13 protein-coding genes are annotated in these 12,399 nt (G+C 62.0%); 8 read left to right on the top strand and 5 right to left on the bottom strand.

The window, feature by feature from the left end; translation table 11 throughout:
• Positions 1-28: 28 nt before the first annotated feature.
• Both BLT19_RS08570 and BLT19_RS08575 read left to right on the top strand, forming a co-directional pair.
• Positions 29-1,060: an ImmA/IrrE family metallo-endopeptidase gene (locus BLT19_RS08570; RefSeq protein ID WP_157681825.1), complete on the top strand. Its 1,032-nt coding sequence runs from the start codon at positions 29-31 to the stop codon at positions 1,058-1,060.
• Positions 1,053-1,745 carry a hypothetical protein gene (locus BLT19_RS08575; protein WP_091488776.1) on the top strand — a complete coding sequence of 231 codons (693 nt, stop codon included), beginning with the start codon at positions 1,053-1,055 and terminating at the stop codon, positions 1,743-1,745. The genes BLT19_RS08570 and BLT19_RS08575 overlap by 8 nt, the downstream gene beginning before the upstream one ends.
• Here the strand turns inward: BLT19_RS08575 and BLT19_RS08580 are convergent.
• Genes BLT19_RS08580 through BLT19_RS08590 form a run of 3 tightly spaced genes read right to left on the bottom strand, consistent with a single transcriptional unit; the run spans position 1,721 to position 3,662 of the window.
• Entirely contained in the window at positions 1,721-2,266 is a 546-nt protein-coding gene (locus tag BLT19_RS08580) for a hypothetical protein (RefSeq protein WP_231917858.1), read from the bottom strand. The genes BLT19_RS08575 and BLT19_RS08580 overlap by 25 nt on opposite strands.
• Positions 2,266-3,093 carry a bis-aminopropyl spermidine synthase family protein gene (locus BLT19_RS08585; RefSeq protein WP_231917859.1) on the bottom strand — a complete coding sequence of 276 codons (828 nt, stop codon included), beginning with the start codon at positions 3,091-3,093 and terminating at the stop codon, positions 2,266-2,268. The genes BLT19_RS08580 and BLT19_RS08585 overlap by 1 nt, the downstream gene beginning before the upstream one ends.
• Positions 3,090-3,662: an AAA family ATPase gene (locus BLT19_RS08590; protein WP_091488783.1), complete on the bottom strand. Its 573-nt coding sequence runs from the start codon at positions 3,660-3,662 to the stop codon at positions 3,090-3,092. Before BLT19_RS08590 ends, BLT19_RS08585 begins: the two co-directional genes overlap by 4 nt.
• 737 nt (positions 3,663-4,399) lie before the next feature.
• On the opposite strand from BLT19_RS08590, the gene BLT19_RS08595 reads away from it, so the two are divergent.
• The 5 genes from BLT19_RS08595 to BLT19_RS08615 all read left to right on the top strand — a co-directional run bounded on the left by BLT19_RS08595 (position 4,400) and on the right by BLT19_RS08615 (position 9,800).
• A complete protein-coding gene (locus BLT19_RS08595) occupies positions 4,400-6,979 on the top strand; it encodes an AAA family ATPase (protein ID WP_231917860.1) in 2,580 nt (859 codons plus the stop codon).
• Positions 6,980-7,377: 398 nt separating this feature from the next.
• A complete protein-coding gene (locus tag BLT19_RS08600; protein WP_157681826.1) occupies positions 7,378-7,833 on the top strand; it encodes a hypothetical protein in 456 nt (151 codons plus the stop codon).
• 462 nt (positions 7,834-8,295) lie between these two features.
• Positions 8,296-8,772 (top strand): hypothetical protein, encoded by a 477-nt coding sequence (locus BLT19_RS17630; RefSeq protein WP_157681827.1) that lies wholly within the window; start codon positions 8,296-8,298, stop codon positions 8,770-8,772.
• A 494-nt stretch (positions 8,773-9,266) separates the two neighbouring features.
• The gene (locus tag BLT19_RS08610) at positions 9,267-9,584 is read left to right on the top strand and encodes a hypothetical protein (protein ID WP_157681828.1); all 318 of its coding nucleotides are present in this window, start codon (positions 9,267-9,269) and stop codon (positions 9,582-9,584) included.
• A gap of 24 nt (positions 9,585-9,608) precedes the next feature.
• Complete coding sequence (locus BLT19_RS08615; protein WP_091488789.1) at positions 9,609-9,800, top strand: Sec23/Sec24 zinc finger-containing protein; 192 nt, start codon at positions 9,609-9,611, stop codon at positions 9,798-9,800.
• Between the two features lie 542 nt (positions 9,801-10,342).
• Here BLT19_RS08615 and BLT19_RS08625 read toward each other — a convergent pair.
• A complete protein-coding gene (locus BLT19_RS08625) occupies positions 10,343-10,522 on the bottom strand; it encodes a MerR family transcriptional regulator (protein ID WP_231917567.1) in 180 nt (59 codons plus the stop codon).
• A 112-nt stretch (positions 10,523-10,634) separates the two neighbouring features.
• On the opposite strand from BLT19_RS08625, the gene BLT19_RS08630 reads away from it, so the two are divergent.
• Positions 10,635-11,249, top strand: a complete 615-nt coding sequence (locus tag BLT19_RS08630) for a helix-turn-helix domain-containing protein (RefSeq protein WP_091488795.1) — start codon at positions 10,635-10,637, stop codon at positions 11,247-11,249.
• A gap of 85 nt (positions 11,250-11,334) precedes the next feature.
• Here the strand turns inward: BLT19_RS08630 and BLT19_RS08635 are convergent, their stop codons facing one another.
• Positions 11,335-11,739, bottom strand: a complete 405-nt coding sequence (locus BLT19_RS08635) for a type II toxin-antitoxin system VapC family toxin (protein WP_197672943.1) — start codon at positions 11,737-11,739, stop codon at positions 11,335-11,337.
• Positions 11,740-12,399 lie beyond the last annotated feature (660 nt).

The raw sequence follows: 12,399 nt of genomic DNA on the forward strand, positions 1-12,399 counted from the left end.
GGGCGAATCAGTAGGAACGGGGGCCACCATGACGCCTTCGTTCACATCGCCCGAGCAACTTCGTCACGAACTTCGGCAAGCTGGCTTATCGAATGACATGATCACCGCGGCTTGGCCGCAGTGGTGGTCCGACGATGCCGTCGGATCGACCTCCGCGGAGGCCGAGCTGAGGTTCTCGCTCGCGCGCAAGCTAGGGCTATCTGCGACGTCGCTGCTCGACGACGAACCCGCTTTCGTGATGCGGGGGCGAGCGAGTTTCAAGCGAGCAACGCTCGGCCGTCAGATCGACGGACTAATGCTCACAACGGTCGGCCACTCGCTTGGGATGCTGATCGCGGCCGCAACGACAACCCCTTACCGGCCCTTGACAGGCGCCGCTGCGGTACGCGAGGCCGTCCTCAGCTCTAGTGACTTTGTGGGGCTACAGGACCTAACGCTTCTTTGCTGGGCTTGCGGGATCCCGGTGGTGTCACAGTCCGTGTTTCCCCTTTCAGCGAAGCGAATGGACGCAATGACCGTGGTTGCCGACGGCCGCCCCGTCATATTGCTTGCCCGGCGCACCGAGTATCCTGCCTTCCTCTCATTCATGGTTGCGCATGAGTTGGGCCACATCGCGTTGGGCCACGTCACCGAGGACGAGCCCATAGCGGACTTCTCGACCGAGCACATCGACCTCAGCGACTATGACGCCGCCTATGATCAGGACGACCAGGACGAGGCGGATGCAAACGCCTTCGCCTTGGAACTGCTTACCGGTGACCCGGCATTCACCGTGAATGCTGATCGCGCTGACTTCAATGCTGCGCAGGTGGCGGCCGCTGCTCGCGAGACCGGCGAGCGACTACGCGTAGATCCAGGCTTCGTCGCACTCGCCCTGGGGCACAGCACGAAGCGCTGGCCGCAGGTCTATTCGGCGATGCGTGAGTTTGGCCATCATGTAGACGACTTGGGTCGGCAACTAAATCAACTCGCCATAAACGAACTTGACGCTGCACAGTTGTCGGATGACTCCTGGGATTACGTGACGCGTGCCCTCGGATATTCGAGCGACGATGCTTGATCTGCTTGTCGACAACGATGCAGTCGTGAAGCTAGTCCGCTACAGACTCGAGAAAGAGTTCATCCGACACTGCAACGACGATCCAGCGAAGGATCCGATTGCCCTTCTTGGCACGGCGCGATGGGTTTGCGCTACGGCTTTGCGCCGCGCCGTGGCGAAGCTTGGTGAAGATCCCGCGATCTTGGTGTGCTTCGATCAACTTCTACTCGAGGTCGACGTTGTTGAGCCAACCGAAGATGAATTGCGTCTCGCGGCGGCTCTAGAGGATCGGGCGCGGACACGCGGCCTACCGTTAGACCCGGGAGAGTCTCAACTCGCCGCGGTCGTGTCGCGCCGCCTCGCCTTTTTGCTGACGGGGGACAAGAGGGCAATCGCTTCTCTAGAGGCGCTTCTAGACGACTTTGCCGACCTTCGGCCGCTCGTGGGAAGGGTTGCTGCCCTGGAGAACGCGATCATGTCGCTTGTTCTGCATCTGGGCGAGCCCGACGTGCGAAACGCAGTTTGTTCGGCCCCGGGGGCAGATACGGCTCTGCGGCTCGCGTTCTCATGCAACTCGCCGTCTTCGTCATTGCAAGGACTTCTGAGCTACTTGAACAGCCTGCGCCGCGATGCGCCCCGCATCATGGTCGATGCGGACTCGCTTTGCTTCGAACCGCTGCCTCAGTCCCTCAGGAAGACCGCGTAGGGCGCCATTAGTGGCGCCGCTACTGAGATCTTGACCGTTGCGGCGTCCTCCGTGGGCGCGTCAACAACATCGAGACAGGCTTTGTCCAGCCGGCCGCGAATATAGTCCTTCCCGACTTTGCCTCGCGAGTCGCCTACTCCGACTCGAGTCGCACTCAGGTCTAGCAGGGTGTCAACGTCATCCAGGCTCGAGAGAACGAGCGCGTATTTCGAACCGAGGACATTTACCTCTGCGGGAATCTCCCGCCACGTTTCGCGGTCCGTCGAGTACTCGCGAGAACGCACTTGTGCCGCATTGTGATTCGAGTTGATTTCCTGCATGACGAGCGTTATCGGCCCTTCAACTCTTTCCGCAAATTCGCGCACGCGGGTCGGAAAGCAAGAGTTCCCTCCATATCCCCACATCGCGAATCCAGCTTCCTGCACCTCCCGACGCTTTCTCTCCAAAATGTCTTCGAGCGTCTCGCCGGCATGGACCCCGACTTTCATGTAAAGAATGTGGTCTCCCGGTGCGATTTCCATCACTCGTCCTCTCCCAGCATGTCAAATTCGTAGCCTCGTTGAACTCCGGCCCCATCGGGGCCGCCCTTATCGCGGACATATCTCACCCTGGGAATCTGATCGCGACCGTAGAAGTGCTCGAGGTCTACTCCGCGTCGGGGGACACTCTTGACGGGTCGACCGTTTTGAGGCAAAGAGCTGAGCACGAGGTTGCAGGACTTGAGATCGGGTGCATCGTCGAGGTGATAGGAGTGCAGTTGAGGCGACATCCGACTTACGAAAAAGCCTGCTTCCAAAGCATGTCTCTGAGTAGCGTGTAAGACCTGCTTGGGCCAATCCAAGTCTTCGTCATCGGCGATGACGATCATCCCATCTCCCTCGTATGCAAGAAGCTCGAATCCTCGTTGCGTGAAGAGTTGCACGCTCTCTCCCTTGTTGCTGGCTCCCCAGGGCGGGTTTGTATAAAAGCAGTCGAAGCGTTCAATTTCGTCCGGCACCCCGTCTAGCACGTTGTAGAGCACGGCGTCGAGATTGGTTACACCCTCGGCGGCGGCGAACCGCTTAACGGCGTTGACAATGCGCTCGTCGAAATCGAAGACTGTAATTTGTGTGGGGGACGTCTCGAGGATGTTTCTGCTCGCCAAATAGGCCACGCAAACGCTGATGGCATCTCCATCTCCGACGAACGCGAGCCGCTTCCCGTGTGCCCACCGAGAAACGAACTCGCTCTGAAGAATCATGTCGCCAGTCTTCATATAGATCTGATCAAACTCGCGCAGCGGCTGAGGACGGTTTTGAACTACGTCTGAAACCGCGTTGATCGCTGCCCGCAAGTCGATGTCAGTCACGCGTACCCCACGAATCTGAGAATGTCCGCTGTCACTTCTCCGAGGGGTCGGTCAGCGCGAATGAAGGCCACCGGCACGCCGAGGGTGATTGCATAGCTCAGCGCGAGCGAAGACTGCAGGCTTTGGTGTAAACCCATATCGGTCTCGTCTTGCGCGCGCCTTCCCAGCGCGTTGAGCTGAACCCGCTCGCGAACCGTGGCGTGCGGCCCCGTCAAGCAAACGATGTGTGTGAAGGGAAGCTCTGTCAATTCATCCGCGCGGTATGGGACGGCACGCAAGCCGTACGATTCCGCGGTCAATGCGTGTGAATCGACGACCGTGTTCTTTAGTCCGGAGAGACGGCACAACTCGCCCTTGATCCACTCATCCGCACCCGCCACGTCTGCCGGCGAAATTACAGAGGCTGAGCGCTCACGCAGTTCTGTTTGTGATTTCACGCGATCCGCAAGCATTCGTGTCAAGATCTCGCCGTAGCTGAGTCTAAGTGCGTCTGTCCTCGCCTCTAACTCCGTGGCGATCGATGATTTGCCGATCGCGGGCACACCGGTCAGGTACAGGGAGAATGTCATTGTCCCCCTAGGAGATCAATCGCAGCCCGACCAATTCGTGCGCGAGTTAGTCAGAACGTACACCGACTAGTTTTCGATACGTGGGAGCGCCGCGGCCGCCCGGTCATGTACCGGGTGTTGGTTGGTGGGCCGGCCCTGGAGTACGCCGATCTGCAGGGTTCGCGTGCGAAGGCTGCGCGAGGACACACAATCGAGCATCGGAAGTTCTAGATGGACATCGCATGTGACATTCGCCGCCGCGCTGGTGCTCGGTCCCAAAGCCGGTCCATCAGCACCGTGCGGTTCACCCACAGACCCGATCGCAGCGAAGCGTCGCGGGCGGCGGAGGGCGCGCCCAGGAAAGGCCCACGTTGCGAGTAGCCAACGCGAAGCGTCGTCCAGCAGAGCAGCGGTGAGCGGACAGTGCTCCGAAACGGAGGACAGCAGAACAGCGATTCCATACAACAATGCACGCAGGCGCCAATCGGTGACAGCCTGATCCGCGCTTCATCCAGAAGCATCCCGCTACACGTTCCCGCAAACCGCAAAAAAGCCTGGCCAGACGCTAAAAGTGGTCATACTCTGGCGCTATGCGCGGAGGCCTGCAGCGATGGAAGAGAGGCGCCGGATCCGGTGGAGTCGGGCGAGCAATCGACTACGCGGTCAAGGGGACCTGCGACGCACACCTCCACCTTTCGACCGGGTCCGATGCACTCGAGTTGTACAGCAATGTCGCCGACGCGAGCGTCACCCGATTCGTGGTTACGAATGGCGCCATCCACGCAGACGAGCTATCGGCGAGTGCACTCCGGGTGTGGCTCACCGGACACGACCCGGTCACAGGGGAGGAGCGCGGATCCCAACGGCTCAGTGCAGACGCCGACCTCCTACTCGATGCAACGCTCAACCACCCCAAGTCGTACAGCATCGCTGCGCTGCTCCATCCGGATCTAGCGACCGAGTTCGAGTCGCTGCAGGACCGCCTACGTGACCGGATCCTGACCACCTGGCTAAACGAGCTCAACGCACGTCGCGGTCACGGCGGACTCATCCGGGAAGACATCACCCGCATCGAGGTCGTCGAGCTCAACCACCGTCGCTCGCGCGCGCTCGATCCGCACAACCACCGCCACTTCTGGTTGAACGTGAAGGTGCTCGGCACGGACGGCAAGTGGTCCAACGTCGACTCGCGGGTCGCGATGAAGCTCCACACGCTGATCAACGCCGAAGGCGAGCTCGCCGCGCGCACCGACCCGCAGTGGCTTGCGGCGCTCGCTCGGCACGGATTCACCCTCGACGGTGACGGCGAGGTCGCTGAGCTGGCGGGCGTAGTCCGACCGTTCTCACGTCGGTCGGCGCAGATCGAGGCGAACCGAGCCAAGCTCATCGCGGAGTGGAGTGCCGAGCACGAAGGCGCGAGCCCCAGCATCCGCGTCTTGACGCAAATCGACCGCCGCGCATGGGCGATGTCGCGACCCAACAAGCCCGCCGACCTCGACGAGCAATCGTGGGAGGCGACCGTCCGCGACGAGCTTGCGAGTATCGACCCTCGCGCCGCGCTCGACCGTGCGCCAATTCTTCTCGTCTCGACTCCGCTCGACGAACTGGACCTCGACCTGCTTGCCGACGCCGCGGTCGTTGATGCAGACGAGCGGTCAACCCGCTCCGGCGGAAGATTCAGCGCGTTCGACCTCCGCGCCGGCGCCACCCGCGCTCTCGCGGGGAGCGGCGTCGTCGCGCCCAGGGACGAACTGACCTCGACAATCGACGCGATCGCACAGCGAGCACACCGTAAGTCCGTACGGCTCACGAAGGACGCCGACATCCCAGGTCACGTCAAAGCGTTCATGGCAACCGAGACGGTGCGCCTGAAGATGCGCCTCGTCAGCCGCTTTGACGCTCTGGCAACCCCGGGCCGCTCGCTTCTGCCGCAGGAGTTGCGTCAGGCCGCCGCTTCCGGAGACGTCGAGCAGCTGGATCCCTCACAGCTCGCCGCCGCCTGCGTCATTGCCGGGACGGGCGGCCTCGTCGCCATCACCGGTCCGGCCGGGGCGGGCAAGACCACGATGCTGCGCGTCGCGCACGAGGCGCTGCGAGGACAATACCGACGGATGCTGGTGGTCGCACCGACGCGCAAGGCGGCGTCCGTCGCGTCACGTGAGGTGGGTGCCGAGGCGTCGAGCCTGCATGCTCTGCTCGCTGACCACGGCTACCGCTGGAACACCGATGCGGCCGGCGCGCAGGTGTGGACGCGGCTGTTGTTCGGCGAGGCGGACCCGGATAGTGGGGTCGTCTATACGGGGCCTTCGCGGTTTGAGCTGCGACCCGGCGATCGGATCGTGGTGGACGAGGCCGGCATGGTCGATCTGCAGACCGCGGATGCACTCGCCGATCTCGCGCTCCAGCATCAGGTGAGCGTCGCGATGGTGGGCGATCCGTACCAGGCGCTTCCGGTCGGGCACGCGGGAGCGATGGCATCCGCAGTGCGCTTGGCGACGGCATCCGTCGAGCTCGGTACCGTGCACCGGTTCAGCGATCCCGAGTACGCCGCGCTCACGCTTCGTCTGCGCAATCCGCGTGACCGCGATGACGCGCTCACTATTGCGGGGGAGTTGCACAAGCGCGGCTACGTGCATCGGGTGCGGAGTGCGGATGAAGCGCGTGACGCGATGGTTGCTGCCTACTTCGAGTGGCACGCGCGCGGAAAGCGCGTCGCGCTGGTCTCCGGCACGAACAGCGAGGCGGATTCGATCAACGACGCGATCCAGCAGCGCCGTGTCGACCAGGGCGAGCTCGATGCCACCGTGCTTGCGCTCGGAATGGGGGAGCAGCGCATCCTCGTCGGCGACACCGTGCAGACGCGTCGCAACGACGCGCGAACGGGAGTCGAGAATCGCGCGCAATGGGTGGTGCGCGGGATCCGGGATGACGTCATCACGCTCGAGTCGGCAAGCATTAGCGGCGAGCTGAATGGCGTTAGTCGCGGGTACGCGATTGAGCACCTTCAACTGGCGTACGCGACAACAGTGCACGGCATCCAAGGCGAGACGATGGATGCTGCGGTGGTGGGACCGGATGTCGAGGCGGCTGGATTGTATGTCGGACTGACGCGAGGTCGCGACCAGAACGTCGCGATCACGGTTGCGCGGACCGACGAGGAGGCGATTGCGCAAGTTGGCGCGACGATGATGCGCGGGACGACTGAGCTCACGATCCAGGATGCGATGCGCGCCGCGATTGTCGAGCTGCGGTGGGCGGCGCGAGAGCGGGAGCTCCAACCCTCCGCGCATCGGACCGCATCGAGTTCGTCGCCATCGCTCGGAGGGCTGTCGCCCTAAGGCACTGCACGCGTGCGTCTTCTGGCTTGCTCGCCCGTATGGTCTCGGCATGACTTTGACGATGAAAGGTCGGGGGGAGATTGACGTCCCTTTCCGCTGGCAATTGCTTCGAGGACCATCCGCTCAGCAGTTAGGGCGCTCCATCGTCCACGAAAGCGGATCAGTAGGAGGCGCATCGAGCAGCCCCTCGAGCCGCTTGAGCGTCGCAAAATGGCGCGCAGCGCGTCTCTTTCACTGTCCAAACCTCGTCGCGCGGCCGACCGAGCATTCCTCGGCGTCGCGACACGTCGGACGCGGGCGCCTCAGGCGACAACCAGGTTTGTGCTAGACATTTGTCACGTGCAGCAAATCGCGAGCATGAATATGGGGGATTCTGGCAAGTGAACTGGGGTGCGCTGGTGCCATTCATCCGTGATTGGGTGCTAATCGCCACCGTGCCCGTTTGGCTTCCACTAGGAATCACAGCCCTTGTGCGCGGGTCTGTCGCCGACGCCAAGGTCGAGCTCCCTATCGCGGCCGCGCTCTTCGCGTACGCGCTTGCACTAGCGGCGGCTTTCCTCGACGACCTTTCGCACACCTCCAGCCCGATCAAGGCGTTCACGGTTCTGCGACCGATTTCCGTGTTGATCAAGTGGGCAACCGTCGTGATCGCATCGGCGGCGATTGGAGTGCTCGCACTCCAGGAGCTCCTTCGCGGATCCGGGGAGCTCACCTTGGCTACGGCTGATACTGTTTTCGTATCTGCGGCCCTAGCCGCCGCCTGCTTCCTGCTGTCATTCTTTGTGGTGTTATTTGGTGATGGCGCTCGCACGCGAGGCATACCGCGCCGTTCAAGATCGGAGACTGACTCATGATTGCTGACATCCTCGTCTGGTCGTCGCTGGCTCTCGTTGGCGGCTCGATTGCAGTTCTTGCATCCGCTTTCGTAGGAGCTGCGCGCAGCCGGAGAGCGTCGCGCAACGCATCAGCGGCTCACGCAGCCCCGGCGGCGGAACTGGACGCCAGCGCTACTTCGACTCCGGATTTTACTGCCAGGCTTCGGGATGTCGTCGAGTTGGCATACGTCCGCGTTTCGCACGAAACCCAACGCTATTCGCAGTCTGAGGCTAGTTACGCGGAGCTCCGAGGTCACATCGTCGAGACGTTCGCCCGGTTGGAGACTCAACTCAGCCCTGCGCTTGTATACAACGCTGGTAGCAATTTTGAGCGCGAGATTCGGGCGTCGTCGGCATCGGACCTTTCCAACTTCGAGATAGAGCAGTTCGGTCGAAGACTGTCGAGCAACTTCGAGTACGAGCCTGCAATGGGAGTAAGAGTTGCCTAAGAGAGACCGCGAGGCGGCCAGTGCGTCGAACCTCGCATCACAGGCGGAGCGCCTGATCGAGTTCGCGTTGCAGAACCCTGATCAGTTCCGCCTAATTTCTGAGGTGGTCGCTGAGCGTGCCCAGACGAAGCTCGACCAACGGCGGACGCACGAGTACACCGCTTCGCTAGTCGAACAGTTTCATGCTCTTTCCGCTCGTGAGAGCTTCCGTCCGGGGGACCTGGTGGTCTGGAAGCCGCGCCTGAAGAATCGCGTACATCCTGCTTACGACGAACCTGCGGTCGTTGTAGAAGTTCTCGAGACTCCCGTAGTCAACGCTGAGGTCGATCCGAGCTCGACCTATTTTAGGGAACCGCTCGATATCGTCCTCGGGTTCCTCGATGATGAAGACGAAATCCTCGTCTACCATTACGATTCTCGCCGCTTTGCAAAGGCACCGAACCAAACACCGAATCGTGTCGATGTCTGAGATGGGTCGTCGCGCCCGCCCGAACAAGGCAGGCTTCTAACACCCGGTCAGCCGGTTTGAGACCTCACAGTCGTAGTCGCTCCGTGTGGACGAGGCGCGGGTCGAGGAGCTGGTTTGACCTTCGACGATGCTGTTCCGCCACGAGGGGGTGCCCCCCGCGCCGAGATGCCGTGACCGACGAAGAAGTTGTCGCCAAGGGCCCCGGCGTGACTCTCTCTCAGATGGACGCTGTCTGCGCTCAGGTGGAGGTGCGTCGGGTTCCTTTCAGCGGCTCCTCACTATTCTGGCCTCGTCGGGACATCTCATCGAACGTGCTCACGCCTGCAATTCCGCATTAGATGGACTGCCCGGGCAGATTGGTTGACTTCTCGAAATCCCGCATTCCGAAGGATGTGGTCGATTGTGCAAAAGCGGACCGTCGTGATCATCTGGCGCTGAATAGGAAGTCTCGATGCGGATTCGTCATGGCCAACCAGACTGGCAAGATGTGAGGCATGACGCGAGCAGACAAGTACCCGGATCAAGCCACAGCCGCCATGGACCGCCTCCAGGAAGAGGCTCGTCAGACAGACGATGCCCGCGATGAGGCGACCTTCCGTGAGGAGCGACTCGTAGGCGAGATTGACGCCGCGTACGAAGCGGGCGACCACGCGAAAGTGGAGGGGTTGCAGGCGCTGCACCAGCAAGCTGAGGTCGACATCGTGAACACCACTAGCGACTTCGAAGCGGTGATGGACCAGATCGGTGACGCTCAGCGCTTCTGGTACGAGGAGGATGATGATGATGATGATGACGACAACGATGACGACTGAGCGTGGAGCCAGAGGAGCACGCCCATGACGCGATTCGCCGACGTCGACTGGTACTGCGACCGCTGTAACGCGCACCTCAACTATCAAGACGGTTTCAACGACAACAAGTACACGTGGAAGTGCACCGAGTGCCAGCACAAGAACAGCATTTCCAGGGATAACATCTATTCATCTGAGCAGGACTTCCGAACGGGCGGAGATCCGGTTGGCTATTGAGGCATAGCAGGGACGACTACATGCTGAACCTCGGCGCCGCGGGATGCACACGGCCGCTATCGACGGTGACCTTCAGGAGGTCGAGAGTATGTCAGGCCGGGATCGAACCCCGGCGCATGGGACTGCCGCACGTATAGGGATAGGGGCTAGCAACGCAGCCAGTGCGGCTGGCGAGATCATGACGGTCTCGAATTCGATGGGCGTCAAACGTCCCAAGCGGTCCTGCCGGCGGCGTGGGTGTTAGGTGCGCTGGATCCAAGGTCGAGATCGCGATCAGAGTTGTTCGAGGGCGATCCAACTGCGCCGGTGAAGACGTTCCTTCGCAGGAGTGGGAAGAACGATTCCATGGCGGCGTTGTTGACCGCACCGCCGACGCTGCCGATCGACCCGACCATTGCAGTGCTGGTTCGCGATTCGCCAAAAGCTCCGCGCTCTGCACTACGACCAGCGATCGGTGTGAAGAACGTGTCCGGCGCACAGGTGCGCGCTCGAGCGTCCTGCGTGAACTGCCGGATCTCGCCGGTTCGCGGCCGACTGGTCGTTCAAACGTCGACGCCGAAGGCGCGCAAGAGCGGGACGCGGGGAATCATCCGGCGCGGGCCGAGCTGGACCGTGGGAATGGTCCCGTTCTCAATGCCGAGCTTGATCGTGCGGTAGTCGACGCCGACAAGTTTCGCGGCGTCCTTCATTGTGAGTGCAAGTGAATTGGATGACGCGCTCATGACATTCTCCTTCGGTGGGCAACTAATGACATCACTTGCTCACGCACTGTACACCCTTGAATGCTTCATGTCATCGCTTGCTCAGAGTCGGACGAAATGACACACTCGCAGCATGCCCACACTCGCCATCGAACATGTCGACGCGGAGATCGTTGACGCGGGCGACGGCGTCCACATTCCACGCTCGTGGGGTGCGATCGTGACCGGCCTCACTGACATTCCGGGCGCGGTCCATGCGCGCATCGCGTACGACCCGGTACTGCGGCGCACGGTGGCCGAGTCGGTGCGCGTCGACCGGAGCGGGCTGGGGGACGAGGTGACTACGACCCTGCTCCGCGACATCCGTGTGCAGGCGATCGTGCAGTGGGCCGCTACTCGCGTCGTTCGCATCGACCGCGATGGGGCAGATCCTGAGTCGTACGTCGAGTACATCACGCGCCTGCGCGCGGATGAGGGCCGTTCCGACGACGACAATCTGCGTGAGGCGGTCAGGCTGTACCGACTTGCGTCGGTGATCAACGACGCACCGCTCAAGCTCGTCTCGGACGAGCTCGGTGTCAGCATCAGCACCGCGACGCGAATGATGAATCGTGCCCGCGTCGCCGGTCTTGTCGACGAGGAGACCGGTCGCGAGGTCTACCTCCAGGCCCGGGAGCAGCAGCTTCGCGAGCAGGCCACGGGACCCGTCGTCGGCCCGGGGTCATCCGGCCCGTCGATCGGACGCTGATCGTCGAGTCTCGACGCTACGTCACGCTTCGGTCGTGCGGATCCTGGCATGCGAGCAGGGACTTCGTGATGCGCCCTCAAAGCCCTCACGCCGCGGCGACCACCCGGATTCCCGCCGTCGTGGCGGCTCGGGCCAGCTCGTCATCGTAGGTGACGATCTCCTCAGCGCCGATCCTCAATGCGGTCGCACGGTGTATCGCGTCGTTCGAACGCGGCGGAGCGCGAGTGCCGGCGGCGAGCAGATCCCCTCGCGTTATGTTGACCAGACTCACCGCATCGATTACCGCCCTGATCGCCTCGACGGAGACGATCGCCGGATGTCGGCCCGCGACACAACTCAACTCGGTGTGCAGAAGCCAGGACGTCGCCAGGCGTCGAGAGGAATCCGTAGGGCGGCGACGAGCGCTTCGGACTCGGCCTCGTCGACTACTAGTTTCATCGCGGCCGAGGTCTCCAGATAGGCCACCGTCACCAGCGGCCCCGACTGTCATCGAGCAGCTCCCAGGAATTCACCGGCGAAACTGCCCGTGCGATGTCCGCCAGCGCGTCAGTGCGGGTGCGGCCCGGCCTTGCCTCGCCTCGCGCGATCAGCCCATCAAGCGGATCGCCTCCCACGGGACAATGAGCGCGGCCAGGTCGCCGTTGTTGCTGACCAGCACCGATTCGCCGGCTCTACCCTGCGGACGATCTCGCCACTGCGGTCGCGCATCTCGCGATGTGTCAGCGTCTCCAATGGCAATCTATGTAGCGCGCTATGGCATACGCGGCAAATCCACGTGTGCTGACTTAAGCAATCTGCTCACCGTCCGGAGCCTTAGATTCGAATACTCGAGCAGTATGCTCAGATTTGACATGTGGGAATTTGAAGGTTGATGCCGCTGGATGACGGTCTTCTCGCGATGCCTGTCAGAGTGCGGCAGAACGGCTCATTCTTGGCCGCTTTTTGGCCGTACTGATTACGTAGGTAGCTGTTTTCGGACGTCGCTCGGTGTAGGCAAGCTCCCGAACGGCCGCATGATTCCGCGGAATTTGTTGATCAATGCCGGAGAGCACAATGCTCAAATCGTGTTCGAGTCCCTCCAGGGGCATTAAGCAACATGCGTGATCTCATAGCTGCGCGTGACGCCCTTTTCCGGCGACCCGCCACTGCT

The organism is Microbacterium pygmaeum (assembly GCF_900100885.1).
GTDB classification, from domain to species: Bacteria; Actinomycetota; Actinomycetes; order Actinomycetales; family Microbacteriaceae; genus Microbacterium; species Microbacterium pygmaeum.

What these genes read in the sequence shown, in the direction of transcription:
- BLT19_RS08570 (WP_157681825.1), top strand. Translation starts at nt 29, where the DNA reads ATGACGCCTTCGTTCACATCGCCCGAGCAACTTCGTCACGAACTTCGG.
- BLT19_RS08610 (WP_157681828.1), top strand. Translation starts at nt 9,267, where the DNA reads ATGACGCGAGCAGACAAGTACCCGGATCAAGCCACAGCCGCCATGGAC.
- BLT19_RS08630 (WP_091488795.1), top strand. Translation starts at nt 10,635, where the DNA reads ATGCCCACACTCGCCATCGAACATGTCGACGCGGAGATCGTTGACGCG.
- BLT19_RS08580 (WP_231917858.1), bottom strand. Translation starts at nt 2,266, where the DNA reads ATGGAAATCGCACCGGGAGACCACATTCTTTACATGAAAGTCGGGGTC.
- BLT19_RS08615 (WP_091488789.1), top strand. Translation starts at nt 9,609, where the DNA reads ATGACGCGATTCGCCGACGTCGACTGGTACTGCGACCGCTGTAACGCG.
- BLT19_RS08575 (WP_091488776.1), top strand. Translation starts at nt 1,053, where the DNA reads ATGCTTGATCTGCTTGTCGACAACGATGCAGTCGTGAAGCTAGTCCGC.
- BLT19_RS08625 (WP_231917567.1), bottom strand. Translation starts at nt 10,522, where the DNA reads ATGAGCGCGTCATCCAATTCACTTGCACTCACAATGAAGGACGCCGCG.
- BLT19_RS08590 (WP_091488783.1), bottom strand. Translation starts at nt 3,662, where the DNA reads ATGACATTCTCCCTGTACCTGACCGGTGTGCCCGCGATCGGCAAATCA.
- BLT19_RS08635 (WP_197672943.1), bottom strand. Translation starts at nt 11,739, where the DNA reads ATGACAGTCGGGGCCGCTGGTGACGGTGGCCTATCTGGAGACCTCGGC.